The organism is Serratia sp. CMO1 (genome assembly GCF_015689115.1).
Classification (GTDB): Bacteria; Pseudomonadota; Gammaproteobacteria; order Enterobacterales; family Enterobacteriaceae; genus Serratia; species Serratia marcescens.
In genome coordinates, this window is the sequence record NZ_CP065032.1 from 3270498 (window position 1) to 3294761 (window position 24264).

Below are 24264 nucleotides of genomic sequence, written 5' to 3' on the forward strand. Positions count from 1 at the left end.
TTTTATCGCCGGCGCCACCCTGTCTATGTAGCAGAAAACTGGTCTGCTAACTTGGCGCAAGTGGCCCGCCAGCTGTCTTACACGCTTTGGAGATGAGATGAAAACGATCGCCAACACCCCGCTGCCCGGCGCCGCCCGGCAGCCGGGCTATGACCGCCGGGCCCTGCGCAGCCGCATCGTGCACCTTGGCTTCGGCGCGTTCCACCGCGCGCATCAGGCGCTGCTGACCGATCGGGTGCTGAACGCCCACGGCGGCGACTGGGGCATTTGCGAGATCAGTCTTTCCGGCGGCGTGCCGCTGTTTGAGGCGCTGCGGCAACAGGATCATCTGTACAGCGTGCTGGAGAAAGGCGCGGACGGCCATCAGGCCATCGTGGTCGGCGCGGTGCATGAGAGCCTGCACCGCAAGCTGGAGGGCATCGCCGCGGTGCTGGAGAAGCTGGCCGAACCGCAGGTGGCGATCGTCTCGATGACCATCACCGAAAAAGGCTACTGCATCGAACCCGGCAGCGGACGGTTGGATCGACAGCATTCGGGGATCGTCGCCGATCTGGCGTGGCCGCATCAGCCGCAGACCGCGCCCGGCATTTTGGTGGAAGCGCTGCGGTTGCGGCGCGAACGCGGCCTGCCCGCCTTCTCCCTGCTTTCCTGCGACAATATTCCGGAGAACGGCCACGTGTTGCGCCGGGCGGTGCTCGATCTGGCGCAGGCGCGGGATCCGTCGCTCGCCGACTGGATCGCCACCGCCGCCACCTTCCCCTGCACCATGGTGGATCGCATCGTGCCGGCCGCCACGCCGGCCACGCTGGATGAGATCGCCGCCGCGCTGGGCGGCGTGCGCGACGAATGCGCCATCGCCTGTGAGCCCTTCATTCAATGGGTAGTGGAAGACAACTTCACCGCCGGACGCCCGGCGTGGGAGCTGGCCGGCGCCCAGTTGGTCAGCGATGTGCTGCCGTTTGAACACATGAAACTGCGCATGCTGAACGGCAGCCACTCGTTCCTGGCTTACTTAGGCTACCTGGGCGGCTACCGCTATATCAACGAGTGCATGGCGGATGAGCACTACCGCCGCGCCGCCCTGCGGTTGATGCTGGACGAACAGGCGCCGACGCTGAGCGTCACCGGCATCAGCCTGCCCGACTACGCCGCGCAGCTCATCGCGCGCTTCAGCAATCCGGCGCTGCAACACCTCACCTGGCAGATCGCCATGGACGGCACGCAAAAGCTGCCGCAGCGCCTGCTGGACGCCGTGCGCTGGCATCTGCGGCACGGTGGCGACTATAGCGGGCTGGCGCTGGGCGTGGCGGGCTGGATGCGTTACGTCGGCGGCGTCGATGACGCCGGTGAGCCGATCGACATTCGCGATCCGCTGGCAGACGTGCTGAAGCAGACGATCGCCGCAACGCCGGACGATCGGCGGCGCGTAGCGGCGCTGTTGGCGTTGAAATCGGTATTCGGCGAAGCGCTGGCGGCGCATGCGGCATTTACCGACGCGGTGACGCAAGCCTATTTATCGCTGCGCGATCGCGGCGCGCGTGAAACGGTGAAGGAGTGGGTGATGCGGTGAGGAGCCTGCAGGGCCGAGAATAACCATGCCGGCGTAACGTTACGCCGGCATGGCGGAACGACTTAACGATAAACGACCGTCATAACAGCGAGTTTCTTCTGTTGGTCCACCCACTTCATTTCGGTTGTGCCTAGATTTAGCGGAAGTTCTTTGCGTGTAGCATCAAAACCTGACAACGCTTGCTGGGCCTGATAACGCTGGCCGTTGCGGTAACATTGCGTATTCGCCTTAGAATCTGCAATCTTGACCGTGCAAGGACTTTCAACGATAGAACCGACGAAGCGAATTACCCCACCGGCCACGCCTGCATGACTCACTGCCGTCCATGAAAACAACATTCCTACGATCAAAAATAACCGAAAGGTATTCATGGCAACCTCATTTTTAGTTAAGCCAATTTAACCATAGAGGATCTTGTTAGGAATAATCGCAAGGAAAGGGACAGGATTTGATCGTTAATCGCGTCATTAACAATGTAAAAACAAGCTACTAACAAAAGTTAACCGTATCTAATACAGGGTTTTATCTAAGAATTTTCTTGCAAAGAAAGGTGGATTTTATCGGTTGAAAAGCGCAGGGTGACGTGCAAAATTTGCGAGATAGAGCACAAATTAAATCGCGGTCGTTTCACCGATACGGCTGCGTAACTCATTTATTAAGCAGGTTAATTTTTGCGCCAGGAATGATTAATGACCAAAACCAATTTGATTACCGGTTTCCTCGGCAGCGGTAAAACCACCACTATCCGCCATTTGCTGGCTCATAAACCCGAACATGAACGCTGGGCGGTATTGGTCAATGAATTCGGCGAGATTGGCATCGACGGCGCGCTGCTGGCGGACAGCGGCGCGGTGCTCAAAGAGATCCCCGGTGGCTGCATGTGCTGCGTCAACGGCCTGCCGATGCAGGTGGGCTTGAATATGCTGTTGCAGCAGGCCAAACCGGACCGGCTGCTGATCGAGCCGACCGGGCTCGGGCATCCGAAACAAATCCTGTCGCTGCTGACCCAGGAGAGTTATGCCGGCTGGATCGATCTGCAGGCCACCCTGTGCCTGCTGGATGCCCGCCAGCTCAGCCAGCCCCGCTACCGCGACAACGAAAACTTCCGCGATCAGCTGGCCGCGGCCGACGTTATTTTGGCCAGCAAAAGCGACACCTATCAGCCGGAAGACAGGCGGGCGCTGGAGGCCTGGAGGGCGCAAGACCCGCTGCAGCGGCCCTGCTACGCCATCGCGCAAGGCGAAACGGATGTCGCGCTGTTGTCACTTCCGCGCACGAATCGTACAGAATTGCCGGACGCACAGCATCATCATGGTCAGGCGAAAAAGCAGGGGCTGGCGGCGCTGCGGCTGCCGGAGCACGCCCGCTGGCGGCGAGCGTTGAATGAAGGGCAAGGCTTCACCAGCTGCGGCTGGATTTTTGACGGCGATACCCGGTTCGACACCGTCGGTTTCATGGAATGGGTGCGACTCGCGCCGGTCGAACGCGCCAAAGGCGTGGTGCGCATCCCCGAAGGCACATTGCTGATCAATCGTCAGGGGCAGGATCTCAACATCGAAACCCGCCCGGTCGCGCCGCTCGACAGCCGAATTGAGCTTATCCACAGCGAAAATGCCGATTGGAATGCCCTGCAATCCGCCTTGTTTAAGATTCGTTTAAGTTAGACCCCGTACCGTTGCCCCCCGGTTGCCGCAGGGTAGCCGGGTTTTATTTCGTTTTCATTTTTCCAACAGGTTATGTCATGACACGCCGCAATTTACCCTTCATTCTCTTCTTCAATTTACTGGGCGTTGCGCTGTTTCTGTCCTGGTTCCTGCCGGCCAATCACGGCGGCTGGTTTACCCTGGATTCGGCGATCTTCTTCTTCTTTAACCGCCATCTGGCCACCGACCCGGCGTTTTTGCATCTGGTCGCCATCACCAACAACCGCGCGTTCGACGCGATCTCGCTGCTCGCCATGGGGCTGCTGTATCTGTACTTTTATCTGAAGCAGGACGCCGCCGGCCGCCGCCGCCTGGTGATCACCGGCGTGGTGATGCTGCTGACCGCCGTGGTGCTGAACCAGCTTGGCCACCTGCTGCCGGTGAAACATCCAAGCCCCACCCTGACCTTTGACAATATCCATCGCGTCAGCGAGCTGACCGGCATCCCCACCAAGGACGCTTCTGGCGACAGCTTCCCCGGCGACCACGGCATGATGCTGATTATTTTTTCCTGCTTTATGCTGCGCTATTTCGGCCGCGGCGCCTTCGCCGTCGCCCTGCTGATTACGGTGGTCTTCTCATTGCCGCGCGTGATGATTGGCGCCCACTGGTTTACCGATATCGCCGTCGGCTCATTGTCCGTAGTGCTGGTTGGCGCCAGCTGGGTGCTGATGACGCCTTGCAGCGACTGGATCGTCGATCGGTTGAATCGCCTGTTGCCCGGCAAGCACCGCCCCGGCCAACCATAATTTGTGTCTATGACTCATTCCGGGAGGCGCCCGCCTCCCGTCCTCTCCCCCTCGCCGCGCGCAAAAATTTCCCCGCCGTTCGTTAACGCTTTTGCAACCTGATTTCACGCCAGATTCATACATCGGACAATTGGCGTTTTTTATATGAAGATTTACATTATGTTACATCACAAATTCATATAAAAAAGACGGGAAAAAGGCTCGCAATCCCCTATTGGTTCCGGTAATCTCAGATGCGTTTGTGCCTGGTTTAAGTCGAATCAGTATGAAATCCGATAAAAATGTGCGTTCTCGCACGTTTTCAACGGTAACTGGTTGTCGATGCAACAGGTGCGGACTAGGCTCGTTTCGTTTGGCATTTTTCAGGTAGCGACTTTCGTCGTTAAGGACTTCAAGGGAAAACAACAACAATGGTCAAATCTCAACCGTTTCTGAGATATTTTTTGCGGGTAGTCCCTGCAATTGCCGCTGCGGTTATGCTGTCAGCGTGCAGCTCGACTCACACTTCGAACTTGAATAACGCACAAACTGAGATGCGTGCAGTTAATGACAAAGACGGTCTTTTACTGCAAGCCTCTCAGGATGAATTCGAAGCGATGGTCCGCAACGTTGACGTCAAGTCAAAGATTATGGATCAGTACGCGGACTGGAAAGGCGTTCGCTACCGCTTAGGCGGTGACACCAAGCGCGGCATCGATTGCTCGGCGTTTGTGCAGCGCACCTTCCGCGAACAGTTCGGCATGGATTTACCGCGTTCAACCTATGAACAGGAAGATCTCGGCAAGAAAATCCAGCGCACCAAGCTGCGCGCCGGCGATTTGGTGCTGTTCCGCGCCGGTTCTACCGGGCGCCATGTCGGCATCTATTTAGGCAACGATCAGTTCGTTCACGCCTCCACCAGCAGTGGGGTCATGATTTCCAAGCTGACCGATAACTATTGGAATAAACGTTATCGAGAAGCGCGCCGGGTGCTGACCAACGGCTGACGGCGCAACGCCCTGAAGATCCTGAATACCAAACGAGCGATAAGCGCCGCCCACGGGCGGCGTTTTTTTTGGGCTGTCGAACGGGTATCATCAAGATTGATCCCTGCCTTATCGTCACCGTTCCCCACTTAACACTGCCGCACGTCGTTATTTTGATAAACTGTTGGCAGGAAATCGCGCCGTCGAGGAAAAACTCGCCTATTATCGTCAGATGACGGCAACGGCGCCCCGGCGTTATTTAAAACGTTTCCGCTGATATTATGCGCATGATATTTCTGTCGGCGACGCCGCATATTTAAACGGCGCCGCCGGTTGGTACGGGATAAAAAGGCAAAAATGAAAAAAAAGCCGCTGGCACAATCCATTAACTGGCTGCGTGACACGCCTGACGCCCTGTTGCAGAGGGCTCGGTTATGGGCTTGAAAAGAGCTTTCGCCCGCAGCGTGTCTCACCGACAACGCAGCCTGGCCAAAAGCGGTGTCGCCGCCCTGGTATTTTTTACGCTATTCACCGCGGTCACGCTTTCTTTGATCAATCACCAGCGCACGCAATATCAACATAAGGTCGAAGCGCGCACGCAAAAGTTCACGCTGGGTTATATCTCGCATCTGACGGCGGTGATGCGGCAAATGATGCCGCTGCTGGACAAGCCTTGCCTCTCCAGCCAGTCGGACATTACCTACCAGGCGGCCTTTACCAGCGGCGTGCGCACCTTCCTGTTGGTGAAGGACGGTTACGCCTATTGCTCCTCCGCCACGGGCGACATGATGTTGCCGATGAAAAATATCTACCAGGATATCGACTGGGATCTGCCTCTGGATCTCAAGCTGCAGCAGGGTACGCCGATGGTGCCAAACAAACCGGCGGTTGCGGTTTGGCTGCGGCATCCCGGCGAAAAGGCCACCGGCATCCTCGCTACGCTGGACATCGATCTGATGCCCTACCTGCTGTTCACCTCGCACGACGAACAGGCGCCGGGCATCGCCATCGTGATGGGCAACCGCGCGCTGACCACTTTCAGCCCGAACCTGATGCCGGTCAATCAGCTGCCGAAGGGCAAGGCGGATAACCTGACGCTGCCCAATCTGCCGCTGACCATCCTGTTCTACAACGAGAAACTGACCCCCAACGACATTCGCCTGACGCTGCTGGGCAGCTTGGTGCTGTCATTGATGACCGGCGTACTCTGCTACTACATGCTGCTGCTGCGGCAAAGCCCGGAACGCGCGCTGCTGCGTGGCATCAAGCGCAACGAGTTCTTTATCGAATACCAGCCGGTGTTCCACACCGACAGCAACAGCATCGGCGGGCTGGAAGCGCTGATCCGCTGGCAGCATCCGATCGAGGGCCGTATTCCGCCCGATGTCTTTATCCCCTACGCCGAAAGCAACGGGCTGATCGTGCCGCTTACCCGCCACCTGTTCAGGCTGATCGCCGAAGATGTGCCACAGCTCGCCAAAGCGCTGCCACGGGGAGGTAAAGTTGGCCTCAACATTTCCCCCGCCCACCTCAGCGCGCCGTCGTTCCACCAGGACGTGTATGAACTGTTGACGCAGCTGCCGGGCGATTACTTTACGCTGGTGTTTGAAATCACCGAACGCGGCATGGTGGAAGAAGAGAGCGCGCTGGCGGAGTTTGACTGGCTGCACAAACAGGGCATCGAGATCGCAGTGGACGATTTTGGCACCGGGCACAGCGCGTTGATCTATCTTGAGCGCTTCACCATGGATTATCTGAAGATTGACCGTGGCTTCGTCAACACCATCGGCCAGGATACGGTCACCGCGCCGGTGCTGGATGCGGTGATCTCGCTGGCGAAAAAGCTGAAAATGCTGACAGTGGCCGAGGGCGTGGAAACCGCCGAGCAGATGCAGTTCCTGCAAGAGCACGGCGTCAACTTCATGCAGGGGTACTACTTCAGCAAGCCGCTGAGCATCGATGATTTCGTCGCTTACTGCAATGCTCATCAGGTCTTTGATTATCAGGAAAAAATAGTTAATCTTTAAGCATCTTTACCCTGCGCCCGCCCGAAGAATGTTATGCTGGGCGCAGGCTGTACTTTATTCCACAGCAGGAGCTTACCGTCTGATGTCCGTGCGCATTTTCGCTGCTCTGGTGCTCTCGGCACTGAGCTTCGGTCTGCGGGCCGAAGCCCTCAACGAAAGCTACGCTTTCGCCCTTCTCGGTGAACCGAAATACGCCACCGACTTCAGCCATTTCGACTACGTCAACCCGGCGGCGCCCAAGGGCGGCGACGTGCGGCTGGCGGCCATCGGCACCTACGACAACTTCAACCGCTTCGCTACCCGCGGCGTGCCCGGCGAGCGCACGATGGAGCTGTACGATACGCTGTTCACCAACTCCGACGACGAACCCGGCAGCTATTACCCGCTGATTGCCGAATCGGCCCGTTTCCCGGCCGACATGCGCTGGATGGAATTGGATATCAACGCCCGCGCCCGCTTCCAGGACGGCAGCCCGATCACCGCCGCCGACGTGGCCTTTACCTTCAATAAATTCATGGCCGAAGGCGTGCCGCAGTTTCGCTCCTATTACAAAGGCGTCACGGTCAAGGCCATTTCCCGGCTGACGGTGCGCATCGAGCTGCCTAAGGCGAACCGTGAGCAAATCCTCAGTCTGCTCAGCCTGCGCGTATTGCCGGAAAGCTTCTGGAAAAACCATAAGCTCAACGAACCGCTCAGCACCCCGCCGCTCGCCAGCGGCCCGTATAAAATCGGCGATTACCGCCTCGGCCAGTACATCATCTATCAGCGGGTGCGCGACTACTGGGCCGCCAATCTGCCGGTGAACCGCGGCCGCTACAACTTCGACAGCATTCGTTACGATTATTACCTGGACGATAAGGTATCGCTGGAAGCCTTCAAGGCCGGCGCTTACGATTTCCGCATCGAGCCGTCGCCCAAAAGCTGGGCCACCCAATATCAGGGCGGCAACTTCGCGCGCAACTACATCATCAAGCAAGACGAGACCAACCAGGCGGCGCAGAATACCCGCTGGCTGGCGTTCAATCTGCAAAAACCGCTGTTCGCCGATCGTCGGATACGGGAAGCGATCGGCCTGGCTTTCGATTTTAACTGGATGAACAAGGCGCTGTATTACAACGCCTATCAGCGCGCCGACAGCTATTTCCAAAACACCGCCTACGCCGCCCGCGGCTACCCGGACGCCGCTGAACTGGCCTTGCTGGCACCGCTCAAGGGCCAGATACCGCCGGAGGTATTTACCAGCATCTACCAACCGCCCTCCTCCGACGGTAGCGGCAACGATCGACAAAACCTGCTGAAGGCGACCCAACTGCTGAAAGAAGCCGGTTGGGTGGTCAAAAATCAAAAGCTGGTCAACGCCAAAACCGGCCAGCCGTTCACCTTTGAACTGATGTTGCTGAGCGGCAGCAACTTCCAGTACGTGCTGCCGTTCCGCCACAACCTGCAACGGTTGGGCATCGATATGCAAATCCGCGAGATTGACGCCTCTCAGTACACCCGCCGCATGCGCGAGCGCGATTTCGACATGATGTCGACGGTGTATATGGCGATGCCGTTCCCCAGCGCCGATCTGCAAATTCTGTGGGATTCGCAGTACATTGATTCCAGCTATAACACCCCCGGCGTCAAAGATCCGGCGGTCGACAGCCTGGTCAGGCAAATCGCCGCCCATCAGGGCGACGAAAAAGCCCTCTTGCCGCTCGGCCGCGCGCTGGACCGGGTGCTGACCTGGAACAACTACATGCTGCCGATGTGGTACTCCAACCACGACCGCTACGCCTATTGGGACAAATTCTCCACGCCGTCGATTCGCCCGGCCTATGCGATCGGCTTCGACAACTGGTGGTACGACGTCAACAAGGCGGCGCGCTTACCGGCTCAGCGGCAATAAGGAGTCGGAATGGCGGCCTATCTGATACGCAGACTGTTATTGGTGATCCCCACGCTGTGGGCGATCATCACCATCAACTTTTTTATCGTGCAAATCGCCCCCGGCGGTCCGGTCGATCAGGCCATCGCCGCCATCGAGCTCGGGCACGGCAGCGGGTTTGGCAGCGGCGGTGTCGGCGAAGGCCTGGGCCACGCCCGGACGGGCATCGCGGCTGGCGACGGCCAATATCGCGGTTCGCGCGGCCTGGATCCGGAGGTGATCGCCGAGATCACCCAACGTTACGGTTTCGACAAACCGCTGCACGAGCGCTACTTCACCATGCTGTGGAACTATATGCGCTTCGACTTCGGCGACAGCCTGTTTCGCGGCGCTTCGGTGATGCAGCTGATCGGCCAGAGCCTGCCGGTCTCCATCACGTTGGGCCTCTGGAGCACGCTGATCATCTATCTGGTGTCGATCCCGCTCGGCATCCGCAAGGCCGTCCACAACGGCAGCGCGTTCGATACCTGGAGCAGCACGCTGATTATCATCGGCTACGCCATTCCGGCTTTTCTGTTCGCCATTCTGATGATCGTGCTGTTCGCCGGCGGCAGCTACCTGGACTGGTTCCCGCTGCGCGGCCTGGTATCGAGCAACTTCGACACCCTCTCATGGCCGGCGAAGATCGCCGACTATCTGTGGCATATCACCCTGCCGGTGCTGGCGACGGTGATCGGCGGCTTCGCCACCCTGACCATGCTGACCAAAAACGCGTTCCTCGACGAGATCCGCAAACAGTACGTCATCACCGCCCGTGCCAAAGGGCTGGACGAGAAAAAAATCTTGTACCGCCACGTGTTCCGCAACGCCATGCTGCTGGTGATCGCCGGTTTTCCAGCCACCTTTATCAGCATGTTCTTCACCGGCTCACTGCTGATTGAGGTGATGTTCTCGCTCAACGGCCTGGGGCTGCTGGGTTACGACGCCACGCTGCAGCGCGACTACCCGGTGATGTTCGGCACGCTGTATATCTTCACCCTGATCGGCCTGCTGTTGAATATCCTCAGCGATATCACCTACACCCTGGTCGATCCGCGCATTGACTTCGAGGCCCGCCAATGAGCCGCCTTAGCCCGATCAACCAGGCGCGCTGGGCGCGTTTTCGCCGCAACCGCCGCGGCTACTGGTCGCTGTGGATCTTTTTGGTGCTATTCACCCTGAGCCTGGCCGCCGATCTGATCGCCAACGACAAACCGCTGTTGGTGCGTTATGAAGGCCGGTTGTACCTGCCGTTTATGATTAGCTACAGCGAAACCACCTTCGGCGGCGAACTGAATACCGAAGCCGACTATCAGGATCCGTTCGTGCAGCGGCAGATCGAACGGCACGGCTGGGCGGTCTGGGCACCGATCCGCTTCAGTTACGACACCATCAACTTCGCCACCGAGGTGCCCTTCCCTTCGCCGCCTTCGCGGCACAACCTGCTGGGCACCGACAGCAACGGCGGCGACGTGCTGGCCCGGGTGCTGTACGGTTTTCGCATTTCGATGCTTTTCGGCCTGGCGCTGACGCTGTTTTCCAGCCTGATCGGCGTGTGCGTCGGCGCGACGCAGGGGTATTACGGCGGGCGTTTCGATCTGTGGGGGCAACGCTTTATCGAAGTGTGGTCGGGCATGCCGACGCTGTTTCTGATCATTCTGCTGTCGAGCATCGTCCAGCCCAATTTCTGGTGGCTGCTCGGCATCACCATCCTGTTCGGCTGGATGAGCCTGGTGGGCGTGGTGCGCGCCGAATTCCTGCGCACCCGCAATTTTGACTATATCCGCGCCGCGCGCGCCATGGGCGTGCCGGATCGGGTAATCATGTCCCGCCATATGCTGCCCAACGCCATGGTGGCGACGCTGACCTTCCTGCCGTTTATCCTCTGCGGCTCGATCACCACCCTGACGTCGCTCGATTTCCTCGGTTTCGGTCTGCCGATAGGCTCGCCGTCGCTCGGCGAATTGCTGCTGCAAGGCAAAAACAATCTGCAGGCGCCGTGGCTCGGCATCACCGCCTTCCTGGTATTGGCAGTGCTGCTGTCGTTATTAATCTTTATCGGCGAAGCGGTGCGCGACGCCTTTGACCCCAGCAAGGCGCATTGATATGGCCACTCCTTTGCTCGCTATTCAGGATCTCAGCATCGCCTTCCGCCAGGGCGACACCGTCACGCCGGTGGTCAACGAACTCTCGCTGCAAATAGCGCCGGCGGAAACGCTGGCGCTGGTAGGGGAATCCGGCTCCGGCAAAAGCGTCACCGCCCTGTCGATACTGCGTCTGCTGCCCGCGCCGCCGGTGGTTTACCCTGCCGGCGATATTCTGTTCAACGGCGAGTCGTTGTTGCATGCGCCGGAAGCGGCACTGCGCAAGGTGCGCGGCAATCAGATCGCGATGATCTTTCAGGAACCGATGGTGTCGCTCAATCCGCTGCACACCATCGAGAAGCAACTGGCGGAAGTGCTGATGCTGCACCGCGGCCTGCGGCGCGAAGCCGCGCGCGCAGAGATCGTCGAATGCCTGGAGCGCGTCGGCATCCGTCAGGCCAAGAGCCGGCTGCAGGATTACCCGCATCAGCTGTCCGGCGGCGAACGCCAGCGGGTGATGATCGCCATGGCGGTGTTGACCCGCCCGAAACTGCTGATCGCCGACGAGCCCACCACCGCGCTCGACGTGACTATCCAGGCGCAGATCCTGACGCTGCTGCAAGAGCTGAAGCAAGAGATGGGCATGGGGTTGCTGTTCATCACCCATAATCTGAATATCGTGCGCCGCCTGGCGGACAACGTGGCGGTGATGCGCCAGGGGCGCTGCGTAGAGCAAAACGGCCGCGCGCAGCTGTTCAGCCGGCCGCAGCATCCCTACACGCAGCAGCTGCTGGCCGCCGAAGACGTCGGTGAGCCGCTGCCGTTGTCTGCCGCGGCCAACGCGCGCTCCGGTGACGAGCGGCCGCTGCTCAAGGTGGAAGATCTGCAGGTGCGCTTCCCCATTCGGCGTGGCCTGCTGCGCCGCACGGTGGATTATCATTATGCATTGAAATCATTGAGTTTCGAGCTGCGCGCCGGGGAAAGCGTCGGGCTGGTAGGAGAATCCGGCTCGGGTAAAAGCACCACCGGGCTTGCGCTATTGCGTCTGCTGGCCTCGCAGGGCGCCATCTGGTTCGACGGCGAACCGCTGCACCCGCTCACGATGAAACAGATGCTGCCCTACCGCAGCCGAATGCAAATCGTCTTCCAGGATCCTTATTCCGCACTGAATCCGCGCCTGAGCGTGCAGCAGATCATCGCCGAGGGGCTGGAGGTGCACCAGCGACTTAGCCCCGAGCAGCGGGAACAACGCGTGATCGAGGTGTTGCGGGAAGTCGGCCTGGATCCGCAGCTTCGCCACCGCTATCCCACCGAGTTCTCCGGCGGCCAACGCCAGCGCATCGCCATCGCGCGCGCGCTGATCCTGCAGCCGCAGCTGCTGATCCTCGACGAGCCGACCTCTTCACTGGATAAATCGGTGCAGGCGCAGATCCTGACGCTGCTGAAATCGCTGCAGCAACGCCATCGGTTGGCATATCTGTTCATCAGCCATGACCTGCAGGTGGTGCGTTCGCTATGTCACCAGGTCATCGTACTGCGACAGGGGGAAGTGGTTGAACAGGGAGACTGCCGGGCGATTTTCGCGGCGCCCGCGGCCGACTATACCCGTCAACTGCTGCAGTTGGCGGATTAGCGGCGAATTCAGAAGGGGTATTGCGCGCTGAGCGGTTCGGCGATCGCGGCACCGACGTTTTTCAGGCGGCACATGGTGGCGCTCTCGTCGCTGCGCTGCACGAACAGGCAAGGTTCCCCTTCCCATTCGACGATCGCACAGTCGACCTGAATCTCCTGCAACGACAGATTGAGCTGTTGCATGACCTGCCAGGCCTCGGCTCCTTCATGGCTGAGCAACTTCAGCCCAATCAGGTTGTTATCTTCGTCTATTCCGTTAAACGGAATCGGTTCGACCTTCACGCCGGTGAAACCGGATAGCCAACGATAACTTTGCGGCAAGCGATGCACTACCGAAAGTTGGATACTCTCCACATGAAATCCCTAGTTTGAAAAGGTGAAACACTTTTACCTGACAGGGTTACTAAGTTATAGCCGTTGACTCCCGACTCTGCTGCGCACAAATGTTATTTAAATGTAAATTTTGCCGCAAGCCATTAACCTGACCCCGTGCTTGCCGATGCCGTGCCACTTTTTGGCGCGCCGTGCGGTGTTATTTCACGGCATTTTGCGACTCAGCTCGCATTTTTGCGTTATATGTAACCCTTTCCCGCAGCGATCTCAACTCTTTTTTCTTGCAATGCGACTACTTTTTCGTCGCCATATTTTTACAATGAAGAAACATCTTACCCGTCACGTTAGCGCAGGCACTGTTGCTAATACCTTGATTTACATCAACCCTAATACAAACCCCCCGCGCGGCTCAGCCAACAGCGCGCCGCGCTACTCGGGGAATATTGGGCGGCACGCTGGCGGATTTTTTTAACAAAAAGCACACAGATGGGAAAACGGCCAATTAATTAGCTTGCGTATATTTAGCAACAGATTTTTCATTGCCGGTTGCCCCCTGAAATGGCAGGGCGCAACCCCGTGACGATGCGGAGCGACACGCCCCGCATCGGGAGAACATCAGGCTGCGCGATCGCGCGGCCGGCTGGCGTAAACATAGAACAGCACCGCCACGATGCTGCACAGCGCCATCGAGGTGACCATTGGCCAAGCGCTTTTGCCCGGCGCCATCGACAGCACCGCCCCCACCAGCGCACCGATGCTGAAGCGCAACGTGCCGGCCAGGGAAGAAGCGGTGCCCGCCATATGCGGAAAATCATCCAGGATCACCGCCATGGCGTTGGAGGAGATCATCGCGATGCACCCCAGATAGACCGCAACGCCGATCACCAGCGCCCAGAATCCCAGGCCCACGGTGCTCACCGCCATCAGCCACAGCCCCATCGCCAGCTGTACCAGCAGCCCCAGCTTGAACATCTTGACCGCACCGAAGCGCCGCACGTTGCGGCTGTTGATCAGCGTCGTCAGGAACAGGAAGACGATGTTCAGCGCAAAATAGTAACCGAAATGCTGCGGCGAAACGTGGTTCAGTTCGATGTAGACGAACGGCCCGGCACTGAGGAACGAGAACATGCCCGCAAACGAGAAGGCGCTGGCCAACATATAACTCAGCACCCGCTTATGGCGGAACAGCGAACCGAAGTTGCCCAGCGTGGTGCGCAGGTGGAACCGTTGTCGCCGCTCTTTCGGCAACGTCTCCTTGATGAACAAGGCTACCAGCAGCGAACCGATCAGCGCCGCGGCGCCCATGGTCCAGAAGATGGCGTGCCAGCTGAACCACAGCAACAGCGCACCGCCGATCATCGGCGCCAGCAGCGGCGCAATGGTCATCACCAGAATGACGAACGACATCATGCGCGAGAACTCATCCTTGGTGAACATATCGCGCATCAGGGCGTTGATCACCACGCTGGCGGCCGCCGCCGCCAAACCGTGCAGGAAACGCAGCCCGATCAACTGATCGATAGACTGCGCCATGGAACAGGCGCAGCCGGCGATGGCGAAGATCAGCGTTCCCCACAGGATCACCGGCTTGCGGCCGATGCTGTCCGACATCGGCCCATAGAACAGCTGCCCGAAGGCGAAGCCGAGCATATAGGCGCTGAGCGTCATCTGCACGCTGCCGGACTCGACGCCAAACTGGGCGGCGATCACCGGCATGCTGGGCAGGTACATGTCGATGGCCAACGGCATCAACATGGACAACAGGCCCAGAATGAAAATCAAACCGAGATGAGAGGTTCGGTTCTGTTGCACGTTCCACGACTCCTTAATCGGCCGCAATCAATGATCGGTTATCAGTCCTGCAGGTGCGGCGCGCCCACGCTGGCGATCTCTTCTTCCGTCAATGGGCGGTATTCGCCCGGCGCCAGATCGTCATCCAGCGCGATGGCGCCGATGCGCTCGCGGTGCAACGCGATCACCCGGTTGCCGACGGCGGCGAACATCCGCTTCACCTGGTGATAGCGCCCTTCGCTGATGGTCAGGCGCACCACGTGCTCGTCGACCTGCTCCAGCGTCGCCGGCCGCGTCAGATCTTTCTCGTTGTGCAGTTGCACCCCTTCAGCGAAACGCTGCGCAGTGTCTTCCGCCAACGGGTGCTCCAGCGTGACCAAATAGGTTTTCTCGCAGTGGTGGCGCGGCGACGTGACGCGGTGCGACCATTGACCGTCGTCGGTCATCAGCACCAGCCCGGTGGTGTCGATATCCAGCCGCCCGGCGGCGTGCAGCTTGTACGCGACCGGCTCATCGAGGAAATACAGCACCGTCGGATGATCGGGATCGTCGGTAGAGCAGACGTAGCCCTGCGGTTTGTTGAGCATGAAATAGCGCGGGCCGTTCTGCTGCTGCAGCGGATTGCCGTCGAACGCCACTTCTTGCTCCGGGGTCAGTTTAATCGCCCCGCTCTTCACCACCTCACCGTCCACGGTGACGCGTTTAGCCCGAAGTTCGCGCGCGACCAGCGCACGGCTGATGCCTAACTGCTGAGATAAAAACTTGTCCAATCGCATGGGATCTGCTTTGCCTGTCGTTGTTATGATCGCATTGATCGTATTGCCAAAATATGACGCCCGCCGTTGCACCGGGTGCAAATAGCAGGTTCAGGGGGGAAATCGCGTGGGGGAACAGCGATTGCTGTCACACAAGTATAGCGACACTACGCGTTGCCCGACAGAGGTAATTTTCACGCTTCTCGCACCGCGCGTGCGCAGAAGGCATAATAGTAGAAATTTTTCGGCCGCCCGGGGCGTAAAATGTCGCTATTTCTGTGGGAACGGAGGCGACAAGATCTGTACCCGGCGGCCCATTCCACTCTACGGCGTTCATTTTATGGCCTTTACCCTACGCCCCTACCAACTGGAAGCGGTCGAAGCCACCATCAACCATTTCCGGCAGCGTCCCGAACCGGCGCTGATCGTGCTGCCGACCGGCGCCGGCAAAAGCCTGGTGATCGCCGAACTGGCGAAGCGCGCCCGTGGGCGGGTGCTGGTGTTGGCGCACGTCAAGGAACTGGTGGCGCAAAACCACGCCAAATACTGCGCCTACGGCCTGGAGGCGGACATCTTCGCCGCCGGCCTGCAACAAAAAGAGAGCGCCGGCAAAGTGGTGTTCGGCAGCGTGCAGTCGGTGGCGCGCAACCTGCCGCTGTTCGACGGCGCCTTTTCGCTGCTGATCGTCGATGAATGCCACCGCATCAGCGATGACGACGGCAGCCAGTACCAACAAATCATCCAGCATTTGCAGAAAACCAACCCGCAGCTGCGGCTGCTGGGGTTGACCGCCACGCCCTATCGTCTGGGCAAGGGCTGGATTTACCAGTATCACTACCACGGTTTCACCCGTGGCGACGGCGCCAGCCTGTTTCGCGACTGCATCTATGAGCTGCCGCTGCGCTATATGATTAAGAACGGCTTCCTGGTGCCGCCTGAGCGGCTGGACATGCCGATTGTGCAGTACGATTTCAGCCGGCTGGAGGCCAGAAGCAACGGCCTGTTCAGCGAAACGGATCTGAACCGCGAGCTGAAGCGGCAAAACCGCGTCACGCCGCACATCATCAGCCAGATTGTGGAATACGCAGAGGATCGCAAAGGCGTGATGATCTTCGCCGCCACCGTCGAACACGCCCACGAGATCCACGGCCTGCTGCCGAACGGCGAAGCCGCGCTGGTCAGCGCCGAAACGCCACCCGCCGAGCGCGATGCGCTGATCGAGGCGTTCAAACAGCAGCGGCTGCGCTATCTGGTCAACGTCGCGGTATTGACCACCGGTTTCGACGCGCCGCACGTCGATCTGATCGCGATCCTCCGCCCGACCGAGTCCGTCAGTCTGTATCAGCAGATCGTCGGCCGCGGGCTGCGGCTGGCGCCCGGCAAGGAAGATTGTCTGATCCTCGACTACGCCGGCAACCCGCACGATCTGTTTACGCCGGAGGTCGGCGTCAGCAAGCCGCACGGCGACAGCCAGCCGGTGCAGGTGTTCTGCCCGGCCTGCGGCTTCGCCAATCTGTTCTGGGGCAAGTGCACCGAGAACGGCGACATTATCGAGCACTACGGCCGCCGCTGCCAGGGGTGGCTGGAAGACGACGACGGCCACCGCGAACAGTGCGATTACCGCTTCCGGTTCAAGAGCTGCCCGCACTGCGGCGCGGAGAACGACATCGCCGCACGCCGCTGCCATCAGTGTCAGGAGGTGCTGGTCGATCCCGACGACATGCTGAAGGCGGCGCTGAAACTGAAAGACGCGCTGGTGCTGCGCTGCGGCGGCATGGAGCTGCAGAGCGGCCGCGATGACAAGGGCGAATGGCTGAAGGCCACCTATTACGACGAGGACGGCACCAGCACCAGCGAGCGTTTCCGCCTGCAGACGCCGGCGCAGCGCAAAGCGTTCGAGATGCTGTTCCTGCGCCCGCACCAGCGCGCGCCGGGCGTGCCGTTCGCCTGGCACACCGCCGCCGACGTGCTGGCGCAACAGCAGGCGCTGCGCCATCCGGATTTCGTGGTGGCGCGCAAACGCGGCCAGTTTTGGCAGGTGCGCGAGAAAGTGTTCGATTATCAAGGCCGTTTCCGCCGCGCCAATCAGTTGGCCTGAGCGAACGGCCCTCAATCTGGGCAGGTTTTCGTTGCCCTGCGGGCGGCTTTCCGTTAAAATGCCGCGCGCTTTACCTGGGCCTGCCCAGCGTTAAAGCGGAATTCCGAACTTGCTACTTGGGTCGCCTGTAGCAGGGTAAATTTTCTTTTAAGAGAAAAAACAATGTTCACTATCAATGCAGAAGTACGTAAAGACCAGGGTAAAGGTGCGAGCCGCCGCCTGCGTGCAGCAAACAAATTCCCAGCTATCGTTTACGGTGGCAAAGAAGCTGCAGTTTCCATCGAATTGGACCATGATTCTGTTAAGAACATGGAAGCTAAACCAGAATTCTACAGCGAAGCAGTAACTCTGGTTATCGACGGTAAAGAAACCAAAGTTAAGGTTCAGGCTGTACAGCGTCACCCGTTCAAGCCAAAACTGGCTCACATCGACTTCGTTCGCGTTTAATCGCTACGTTTTCGAACCTTTCGGGACGCCGAAATAAAGAACGCCGCAATTGCGGCGTTTTTTATTGTCTGCGATTCGGCACGCTTACTTGCCGCTGCCGGTCCGGCGTTGCAGCTGATCGCGCAGGTTCGGCGGCGTGCCTCTGATGGTCAGCGTGTCGGTGGCCGCATCCCAGAAAATGCGCTCGCCCAGCAGCATGGCGTCGAAATTCAGGCTGATGCCGCCGCCGCTGCCGGCAAATTTGGTCAGCTGGCGCAGCGTGCCGCGATCCGCCGGGAAGCTTTCCTCCAACTCATACCCTTGCTCGCTGGAGAACTGCATGAAGTCTTTCTCGCCGACCGGCGACAGCTCCTGCGACAGGGCCTGCAGTTCAATCTCTTCGCCCGCCTGCAGCTGTTCGTTGCAGTAGCTGTACACCTGTTGGCGCACCGACTGGCGCTCGTTCTTGTCCAACTGCGCATCGGCGCAGTAGTCGTCCACCGCCTGAAGCAGCCCACGGTTTTGCGCCTTGGTGTCCAACCCTTCGGACGCCGCCAGGAAATCCATGAAGAAGTCGGCGACCTTGCGGCCTACGCGCCCGCGCAGGAAGGTCAGATAGCGGGTCGATTCCGGGTTGGTTTCCCATTCGGTCAGATCGATGCGCGCGACGATATCGGCGTTGTTGATGTCCAGATAGTGCGTGGTGTTGATATCCAGCTCTTCGTTGACGCGCATGCTGTTACGGCTGTTCAGCACCGCGATCAGCAAGTACTCCACCGCCAGATAACGGTATTGGCCGAACAGCACCACGCCGCCTTCGGCAAACGGATACTTCGCCAGTTCGTCGCGCAGGCGGCCGGTCGCCGCGCGGCTGAAGGCCAGAAAGTCCTTATCGTCCTTGCGGCAAGTGCGCAGCGCTTCCGCCAGCTCGCTGCCTTCGTTGAACAGGCCCAAGGCCTTGCTCTTGGCGCTGTAGACGCGATGCAGTTCCGTCATCATTTCTTCCACCGCCGCGTTGGTGGGAAGCAAGGTATCGCGCAACACCACGTCCAGCGTTTGCTCGTCGCGTTTCACCAATTGGTGCAGAGCGATCTGGTCGATATCCAGACTCATGATAAATCCTCCTGTTCTTTAGGCGCGTATTCAAACACTGAAGACCCCGCCCTGCAATACTAAAAAGCCGCGGCAAACCGGAAAGGCGCTGCGAGGAGCAGCCCCGCCACGGGCGCCCCCTTCCCCAAATGACAGGAAGTGATAAAAGAGCGGAAAATCACTGCCCTATACGGTAAGATAGGGCACTTTGCAGATTACTAAGCGCAATTTTATGCCACAATCATCCCGTTACAGTGACGAACACGTTGAACAACTGCTCTCAGAGCTGGTCAATGTTCTGGAAAAACACCATACCCCCACCGATCTTTCCCTGATGGTGCTGGGCAACATGGTCACTAATTTGATCAACACCAGCGTTGCCCCCGCGCAGCGGAAAACCCTGGCAAGATCGTTCGCGGAAGCCCTGCAGGCTTCTGTCCGTGAAGATAAAGCACATTAATATTGACTTATGGTGACAAACCGTCAGCGTTATCGTGAAAAAGTCTCCCAGATGATCAGCTGGGGGCACTGGTTCGCCTTATTCAACATCCTGCTCGCCCTTGGGCTGGGCAGCCGCTACCTGTTTGTCACCGACTGGCCCGCATCCCTGCTGGGCCGGGTCTACGCCTTTGTCAGCCTGCTGGGGCATTTCAGCTTTATCGTGTTCGCCGGCTATTTGCTGGTGATCTTCCCGCTCACCTTCGTGGTGATGTCGCAGCGGCTGCTGCGATTTATTTCCGCCGCGCTGGCCACCATCGGGCTCACGCTGTTGCTGGTCGACAGCGAAGTGTTCTCCCATTTCCACCTGCACCTCAATCCGGTGGTGTGGGATCTGGTGGTCAACCCGGATCAAAGCGAACTGTCGCGTGACTGGCAGCTGATGTTTATCTGCGTGCCGGTGATCTTCCTGGTGGAGATGCTGTTCGGCACCTGGAGCTGGCAGAAGCTGCGCAGCCTGAACCGCCGCCGCTTCGGCAAGCCGCTGGCGGCGCTGTTTATCAGCGCCTTTTTCGCGTCGCACCTGATTTATATCTGGGCCGACGCCAACTTCTATCGCCCGATCACCATGCAGCGGGCCAACCTGCCGCTCTCGTACCCGATGACCGCGCGCAAGTTCCTCGAAAAACACGGCCTGCTCGACCAGCAAGAGTATGAGCGCCGTCTGGTGCAACAGGGCAACCCGGAAGCGGTGTCGGTGGAGTATCCGCTCAGCGATCTCAGCTACGGCGATAAAGGCAGCGGCTATAACCTGCTGATGATCGTAGTGGACGGCATTCGCGCCAAAGACGTGGCGCAGGACATGCCAACCCTGACCCGCTTCGCCCAGGAAAACGTGCGTTTCAGCGATCATTACAGTTCGGGCAACCATGCCGATACCGGGCTGTTCGGCCTGTTCTACGGTATTTCCCCGACCTATCTGGACAGCGTGCTCGCCGGCCGCAAGCCGTCAGCACTGATCAATGCGCTCGGCGATCGGGGCTACCAGCTGGGGCTGTTCTCCTCCGATGGCTTCAATGCCAGCCTGTACCGCCAGGCCCTGTTGACCGACTTCTCGCTGCCGACGCCGGCGCCGCAAAGCGACGCCCAGACCACCCAGCAATGGCAGCGTTGGCTGGCAGACCAGGGTAGCAAAGAGCCGTGGTTCTCCTATATCAACTTCAGCGGCGCCGAGCCGACCGAAGGCGACAAAAAACCGGTCCCGGCCGACTTTATTCGGCGCTATCGCGCCGGCGCACAAGATGTGGATACCCAGATAGCCCAGGTGCTGGACACGCTGAAACAGCGCGGCCTGCTGGATAAAACCGTGGTGGTAATCACCGCCGAGCACGGCGTCGAGTTCAACGACAGCGGCAAAGGCCAATGGGGCGCCGGCACCGCCTTCAACCAGGCGCAGCTACAGGTGCCGTTGGTGATCCACTGGCCGGGCACCCCGGCGCAGACCATCAGCAAGCTGACCGGCCATAACGACGTCATGCGCACCTTGATGCAACGCCTGTTGCACGTGAAAACCGCGCCGAAAGACTATTCGCAAGGCGAGGATCTGTTCACCGCCCAGCGCCGCAACAACTGGATCGCCACCGGCGATGGCAACCAGCTGGTGATAACCACGCCGACACAAACGCTGATGCTGGACAACAGCGGTAACTATCGCGTCTACGATCAGAACGGCGAAGAGATAAAGGACGAGAAACCGCAGCTTGCTCTGCTGTTGCAGGTGTTGACCGATGTAAAACGCTTTATCGCCAACTAACTGCTTAAAACTAAAGCAATCAAGTGGCGAGGCGCTTGCATTAACATCGGGAATCGGTAGTATGATTTTTCATAGCGTCGGCATGTAGCGCAGCCTGGTAGCGCACCGTCATGGGGTGTCGGGGGTCGGAGGTTCGAATCCTCTCATGCCGACCAAATTTAAGAAAACCTGCTGTAACAGCAGGTTTTTTTTTCGTCTGCACGTCGAGAGGATGAGAATCTCCGAAGGAGGTTTGAGCCGAACGTAGTGAGACCACGTTGCTTTAGCAACGGCCCGCAGGGCAAGCATCGAAGATGCGCATAATCCTCTCATGCCGACCAAATTTAAGAAAACCTGCTGTAACAGCAGGTTTTTTTTCGTCTGCACGTCGAGAGGATGAGGGCGCAGCCGGTGCGCCACTGTCTCCCCCAACGATCATTGCGCGCCTCGCTTTCGCGACGGCCTTTCGCCTTATCAAGCTCAGGTTGAAATTTTGTCTTGTTGGTTTTCGGGCGCCGCGGCGATGAACGCCGGGAGCTGAGTACAGGCGTCGTAAACCGCCTTACAGCGCGGATACCCGCTCAGATCGCACCCCATCCGCAGGGCATTCGCCCACTGAGGGATCAGGCAGCAATCCGCCAACGTCGGGGTATCGCCAACGCAGAAGGGTCCTGGCGGCCTCTGGAGCAACAGCTGTTCTACGGCGCTCAGCCCTTGGCGGATCCAGTGCGCATACCAGCGTTTTTTCTCTTCATCGCCCACCTTCAGCTCTTCACTCAGGTAGCGTAACACCCGTAAGTTATTGACCGGGTGAATATCACAGGCAATGACATAGACGATTTCCAGTACCCGGCTGCGCGCCGGATCGGCCGCCGGCAACAGCGGCGACTGAGGGAAATGGCGATCCAGCCAGTCGGTAATCGCCAGCGACTGGCTGAGAGACTCGCCGTCGTCCGTGAGCAGCGTCGGCACCAGCCCGACCGGGTTCATGCGCCGATAAGCCAGCTCATTCTGCTGCCCGATGCGAATATTGACCCCCACCGTCTGGTAATGGAGGCCTTTCAGCGCCAGCGCAATGCGCACGCGATAGGAGGCTGAGCTATTAAAAAAACTGTACAGCTTCATCATTCACCTCTGAATCGGCCTCAGACAATCTTCACGGCGATAGGGGTTAGCCCCTCTACATTGCCGGTAATCACATCGCCTTTCACCACCGCGCCTACCCCTTCCGGCGTGCCGGTAAAAATCAGATCGCCGGGCTGCAGCTCAAAAAAGCCGGACAGATAGCTGATGGTTTCATTCACCGACCAGATCAGATGGCGGATATCGCTGCGCTGGCGATCGCTGCCGTTGACCTGCAGCCAGATAGGCGCGTTGTTCACGTCTGCGCTGTCGCCGGCTTTATGCAATGGCGCGATGGGCGCAGAAAGATCGAACGACTTGCCGATTTCCCATGGGCGCCCCATCTGACGCATGTCCATCTGCCGATCGCGGCGGGTCATGTCCAGGCCTGGGGCATATCCCCAAATGTATTCATGCGCCTTTTCCAGCGGAATATCGCTCCCCCTTTTACCAATCGCCACCACCAGTTCGATTTCGTAGTGATAGTTGTCGGTTTGCGACGGATACGGCAACGCCAGCGTTTCGCCGGCCGCCACCGGTACCACCGCATCGGCAGGCTTGCAGAAGAAAAACGGCGGCTCACGATCCGGGTCAAAGCCCATTTCGCGGGCATGCGCGGCATAGTTGCGCCCGACGCAGTAGACACGGCGCACGGGAAACTGTTTATCACTCCCCACGACAGGAACCGTCACGGGGGCTTGCGGTGCAAATACGTATTGCGTCATTTTGTCTCTCCCAAATTAATAACGTGCTTCACGGAACAGTCCCAGGGCTTCCTGAACCGACCGGTCCGAAAAACTGAATAACACGGTGTCTTCGTCCGCCAGGAACGACACGTCGAACCAGGTCGGCGCCACGAAGATATCTTTTGCCGAAAAGTGAAGGGTTTCGCTGCCGATGCTGACCTGACCGCGCCCTTCCACCACGTGATAAATGGTGCTGTCCGTGGTTCGCGCTTTCCGTGAGGAAAAGCCTTTCGGCAGCAGCTGCAGGAAGGCGCCCATCGAGGGCATGGGGTAGCCGCCGGTCACCGGGTTGGCGTAGCGCATCTTGTACCCTTCCCATTCGTCGGCGTCCCCCATGCGGGTGAGGTCATGCAGCGCTTCCCGGCTGCGATCGTAGCGGTAGTTGAAAATGGGCGATGAGTTGCCTTTCTGGTGGCGCAGCGGCAGCATATTGGCCGCATAGCGCGGTAAATAATCCCCCTCCTGGCGCGTCACGGGCTGCTGCTCTTGCAGATAGTCTTCCGCGAAACCGCAACCCAGCAGGTTCACCAGCGGCAAATCCAGCCCGTCCAGCCATACCACCGGCTCCTCGCCGGGATTACCGTGATCGTGCCAGCGCCACTGCGGCGTCAAAATGAAGTCGCCTTCATGCATTTGCGTACGTTCACCGTCAACGGCGGTAAATGCCCCTTTCCCTTCGACGATAAACCGCAATGCCGACTGATTATGGCGATGGCTCAGCGCGACTTCGCCCGGCATGATCAACTGCAATCCGGCATACAGCGTCGGGGTAATGGAGGACTGTCCGCGCAGCATCGGGTTTTCCAGCACCAGCACGCGGCGAACCGCCTCTTTGGCGCCAATCAACTCGCCGCTGGCCAGCAGATGCGGGCGAATCGCCTGATAGTTCCAGTAAGCCGGGGCGCAGTTTGCATTCGGCGTCGGCGGCACCAAATGGTGCAGCGACTCCCACAATGGGGTCAGGTTCTGCCCTGAAATATGCCGGTAGAACTGCTGGCGGCTGGGATTAACATCCTGATTGCGTTCAGGCAT

21 protein-coding genes, 1 tRNA gene and 1 other RNA gene are annotated in these 24264 nt (G+C 59.0%); 15 read left to right on the forward strand and 8 right to left on the reverse strand.

The window, feature by feature from the left end:
* The first annotated feature begins 97 nt into the window (after positions 1–97).
* Positions 98–1570 carry a mannitol dehydrogenase family protein gene (locus IT763_RS15605; RefSeq protein ID WP_206194820.1) on the forward strand — a complete coding sequence of 491 codons (1473 nt, stop codon included), beginning with the start codon at positions 98–100 and terminating at the stop codon, positions 1568–1570.
* A 62-nt stretch (positions 1571–1632) separates the two neighbouring features.
* On the opposite strand, the gene IT763_RS15610 is transcribed toward IT763_RS15605, so the two are convergent.
* On the reverse strand, positions 1633–1941 hold the full coding sequence (locus IT763_RS15610; protein WP_141967690.1) for a type 1 fimbrial protein: 309 nt from the start codon (positions 1939–1941) through the stop codon (positions 1633–1635).
* Between the two features lie 318 nt (positions 1942–2259).
* Between IT763_RS15610 and IT763_RS15615 the strand changes: the two genes are divergently transcribed.
* The 8 genes from IT763_RS15615 to yejF all read left to right on the forward strand — a co-directional run bounded on the left by IT763_RS15615 (position 2260) and on the right by yejF (position 12640).
* On the forward strand, positions 2260–3234 hold the full coding sequence (locus IT763_RS15615; protein WP_049300474.1) for a GTP-binding protein: 975 nt from the start codon (positions 2260–2262) through the stop codon (positions 3232–3234).
* 77 nt (positions 3235–3311) lie between these two features.
* Positions 3312–4022 carry a phosphatase PAP2 family protein gene (locus tag IT763_RS15620; RefSeq protein WP_049300473.1) on the forward strand — a complete coding sequence of 237 codons (711 nt, stop codon included), beginning with the start codon at positions 3312–3314 and terminating at the stop codon, positions 4020–4022.
* A 410-nt stretch (positions 4023–4432) separates the two neighbouring features.
* Positions 4433–5008, forward strand: coding sequence for a bifunctional murein DD-endopeptidase/murein LD-carboxypeptidase (gene mepS, locus IT763_RS15625; protein WP_025303553.1), 576 nt, complete (start codon positions 4433–4435; stop codon positions 5006–5008).
* A 413-nt stretch (positions 5009–5421) separates the two neighbouring features.
* Positions 5422–7014 carry a cyclic di-GMP phosphodiesterase gene (locus tag IT763_RS15630; protein ID WP_206194821.1) on the forward strand — a complete coding sequence of 531 codons (1593 nt, stop codon included), beginning with the start codon at positions 5422–5424 and terminating at the stop codon, positions 7012–7014.
* An 82-nt stretch (positions 7015–7096) separates the two neighbouring features.
* Positions 7097–8905, forward strand: a complete 1809-nt coding sequence (locus IT763_RS15635) for an extracellular solute-binding protein (RefSeq protein ID WP_016926974.1) — start codon at positions 7097–7099, stop codon at positions 8903–8905.
* A gap of 9 nt (positions 8906–8914) precedes the next feature.
* A complete protein-coding gene (locus tag IT763_RS15640) occupies positions 8915–10006 on the forward strand; it encodes a microcin C ABC transporter permease YejB (protein ID WP_164053371.1) in 1092 nt (363 codons plus the stop codon).
* The gene (locus IT763_RS15645) at positions 10003–11028 is read left to right on the forward strand and encodes an ABC transporter permease (protein WP_016926972.1); all 1026 of its coding nucleotides are present in this window, start codon (positions 10003–10005) and stop codon (positions 11026–11028) included. The genes IT763_RS15640 and IT763_RS15645 overlap by 4 nt, the downstream gene beginning before the upstream one ends.
* 1 nt (position 11029) lies before the next feature.
* Positions 11030–12640 carry a microcin C ABC transporter ATP-binding protein YejF gene (yejF, locus tag IT763_RS15650; RefSeq protein WP_206194822.1) on the forward strand — a complete coding sequence of 537 codons (1611 nt, stop codon included), beginning with the start codon at positions 11030–11032 and terminating at the stop codon, positions 12638–12640.
* 8 nt (positions 12641–12648) lie between these two features.
* On the opposite strand, the gene IT763_RS15655 is transcribed toward yejF, so the two are convergent.
* The 3 genes from IT763_RS15655 to rsuA form a co-directional block, all read right to left on the reverse strand.
* On the reverse strand, positions 12649–12993 hold the full coding sequence (locus tag IT763_RS15655; protein WP_004935763.1) for a YejG family protein: 345 nt from the start codon (positions 12991–12993) through the stop codon (positions 12649–12651).
* A gap of 594 nt (positions 12994–13587) precedes the next feature.
* A complete protein-coding gene (locus IT763_RS15660; RefSeq protein WP_206194823.1) occupies positions 13588–14784 on the reverse strand; it encodes a Bcr/CflA family multidrug efflux MFS transporter in 1197 nt (398 codons plus the stop codon).
* A gap of 41 nt (positions 14785–14825) precedes the next feature.
* Complete coding sequence (gene rsuA, locus IT763_RS15665; protein WP_016926969.1) at positions 14826–15539, reverse strand: 16S rRNA pseudouridine(516) synthase RsuA; 714 nt, start codon at positions 15537–15539, stop codon at positions 14826–14828.
* 319 nt (positions 15540–15858) lie between these two features.
* On the opposite strand from rsuA, the gene IT763_RS15670 reads away from it, so the two are divergent.
* Entirely contained in the window at positions 15859–17616 is a 1758-nt protein-coding gene (locus tag IT763_RS15670; protein WP_151254223.1) for a DEAD/DEAH box helicase, read from the forward strand.
* A gap of 162 nt (positions 17617–17778) precedes the next feature.
* The gene (rplY, locus tag IT763_RS15675; RefSeq protein WP_004935776.1) at positions 17779–18063 is read left to right on the forward strand and encodes a 50S ribosomal protein L25; all 285 of its coding nucleotides are present in this window, start codon (positions 17779–17781) and stop codon (positions 18061–18063) included.
* 84 nt (positions 18064–18147) lie between these two features.
* On the opposite strand, the gene yejK is transcribed toward rplY, so the two are convergent.
* Entirely contained in the window at positions 18148–19155 is a 1008-nt protein-coding gene (yejK, locus tag IT763_RS15680) for a nucleoid-associated protein YejK (protein ID WP_004935779.1), read from the reverse strand.
* Positions 19156–19366: 211 nt separating this feature from the next.
* Here yejK and IT763_RS15685 point away from each other — a divergent pair, with 211 nt between their 5' ends.
* The 4 genes from IT763_RS15685 to IT763_RS15700 all read left to right on the forward strand — a co-directional run bounded on the left by IT763_RS15685 (position 19367) and on the right by IT763_RS15700 (position 21705).
* On the forward strand, positions 19367–19594 hold the full coding sequence (locus IT763_RS15685; protein ID WP_004935782.1) for a YejL family protein: 228 nt from the start codon (positions 19367–19369) through the stop codon (positions 19592–19594).
* Between the two features lie 9 nt (positions 19595–19603).
* Positions 19604–21385, forward strand: coding sequence for an LPS biosynthesis-modulating metalloenzyme YejM (gene yejM, locus IT763_RS15690; protein WP_016926966.1), 1782 nt, complete (start codon positions 19604–19606; stop codon positions 21383–21385).
* Between the two features lie 78 nt (positions 21386–21463).
* Positions 21464–21540 (forward strand) — tRNA-Pro (locus IT763_RS15695).
* A gap of 36 nt (positions 21541–21576) precedes the next feature.
* A non-coding RNA gene (locus IT763_RS15700) (RtT sRNA) lies at positions 21577–21705 on the forward strand.
* Between the two features lie 139 nt (positions 21706–21844).
* On the opposite strand, the gene maiA is transcribed toward IT763_RS15700, so the two are convergent.
* The 3 genes from maiA to gtdA are packed head-to-tail and all read right to left on the reverse strand — an operon-like array spanning position 21845 to position 24264.
* Positions 21845–22489, reverse strand: coding sequence for a maleylacetoacetate isomerase (gene maiA, locus IT763_RS15705; RefSeq protein WP_197758949.1), 645 nt, complete (start codon positions 22487–22489; stop codon positions 21845–21847).
* A 20-nt stretch (positions 22490–22509) separates the two neighbouring features.
* A complete protein-coding gene (locus IT763_RS15710; RefSeq protein WP_206194824.1) occupies positions 22510–23211 on the reverse strand; it encodes a fumarylacetoacetate hydrolase family protein in 702 nt (233 codons plus the stop codon).
* Between the two features lie 15 nt (positions 23212–23226).
* Positions 23227–24264 (reverse strand): gentisate 1,2-dioxygenase, encoded by a 1038-nt coding sequence (gene gtdA, locus IT763_RS15715; RefSeq protein WP_206194825.1) that lies wholly within the window; start codon positions 24262–24264, stop codon positions 23227–23229.

Bases quoted from the DNA above. Each gene is read 5' to 3' on its own strand.
- IT763_RS15605 (WP_206194820.1), top strand. From the start codon at position 98: ATGAAAACGATCGCCAACACCCCGCTGCCCGGCGCCGCCCGGCAGCCG.
- IT763_RS15610 (WP_141967690.1), bottom strand. From the start codon at position 1,941: ATGAATACCTTTCGGTTATTTTTGATCGTAGGAATGTTGTTTTCATGG.
- IT763_RS15615 (WP_049300474.1), top strand. From the start codon at position 2,260: ATGACCAAAACCAATTTGATTACCGGTTTCCTCGGCAGCGGTAAAACC.
- IT763_RS15620 (WP_049300473.1), top strand. From the start codon at position 3,312: ATGACACGCCGCAATTTACCCTTCATTCTCTTCTTCAATTTACTGGGC.
- mepS (WP_025303553.1), top strand. From the start codon at position 4,433: ATGGTCAAATCTCAACCGTTTCTGAGATATTTTTTGCGGGTAGTCCCT.
- IT763_RS15630 (WP_206194821.1), top strand. From the start codon at position 5,422: ATGGGCTTGAAAAGAGCTTTCGCCCGCAGCGTGTCTCACCGACAACGC.
- IT763_RS15635 (WP_016926974.1), top strand. From the start codon at position 7,097: ATGTCCGTGCGCATTTTCGCTGCTCTGGTGCTCTCGGCACTGAGCTTC.
- IT763_RS15640 (WP_164053371.1), top strand. From the start codon at position 8,915: ATGGCGGCCTATCTGATACGCAGACTGTTATTGGTGATCCCCACGCTG.
- IT763_RS15645 (WP_016926972.1), top strand. From the start codon at position 10,003: ATGAGCCGCCTTAGCCCGATCAACCAGGCGCGCTGGGCGCGTTTTCGC.
- yejF (WP_206194822.1), top strand. From the start codon at position 11,030: ATGGCCACTCCTTTGCTCGCTATTCAGGATCTCAGCATCGCCTTCCGC.
- rsuA (WP_016926969.1), bottom strand. From the start codon at position 15,539: ATGCGATTGGACAAGTTTTTATCTCAGCAGTTAGGCATCAGCCGTGCG.
- IT763_RS15670 (WP_151254223.1), top strand. From the start codon at position 15,859: ATGGCCTTTACCCTACGCCCCTACCAACTGGAAGCGGTCGAAGCCACC.
- rplY (WP_004935776.1), top strand. From the start codon at position 17,779: ATGTTCACTATCAATGCAGAAGTACGTAAAGACCAGGGTAAAGGTGCG.
- yejK (WP_004935779.1), bottom strand. From the start codon at position 19,155: ATGAGTCTGGATATCGACCAGATCGCTCTGCACCAATTGGTGAAACGC.
- IT763_RS15685 (WP_004935782.1), top strand. From the start codon at position 19,367: ATGCCACAATCATCCCGTTACAGTGACGAACACGTTGAACAACTGCTC.
- yejM (WP_016926966.1), top strand. From the start codon at position 19,604: ATGGTGACAAACCGTCAGCGTTATCGTGAAAAAGTCTCCCAGATGATC.
- maiA (WP_197758949.1), bottom strand. From the start codon at position 22,489: ATGAAGCTGTACAGTTTTTTTAATAGCTCAGCCTCCTATCGCGTGCGC.
- IT763_RS15710 (WP_206194824.1), bottom strand. From the start codon at position 23,211: ATGACGCAATACGTATTTGCACCGCAAGCCCCCGTGACGGTTCCTGTC.
- gtdA (WP_206194825.1), bottom strand. From the start codon at position 24,264: ATGCCTGAACGCAATCAGGATGTTAATCCCAGCCGCCAGCAGTTCTAC.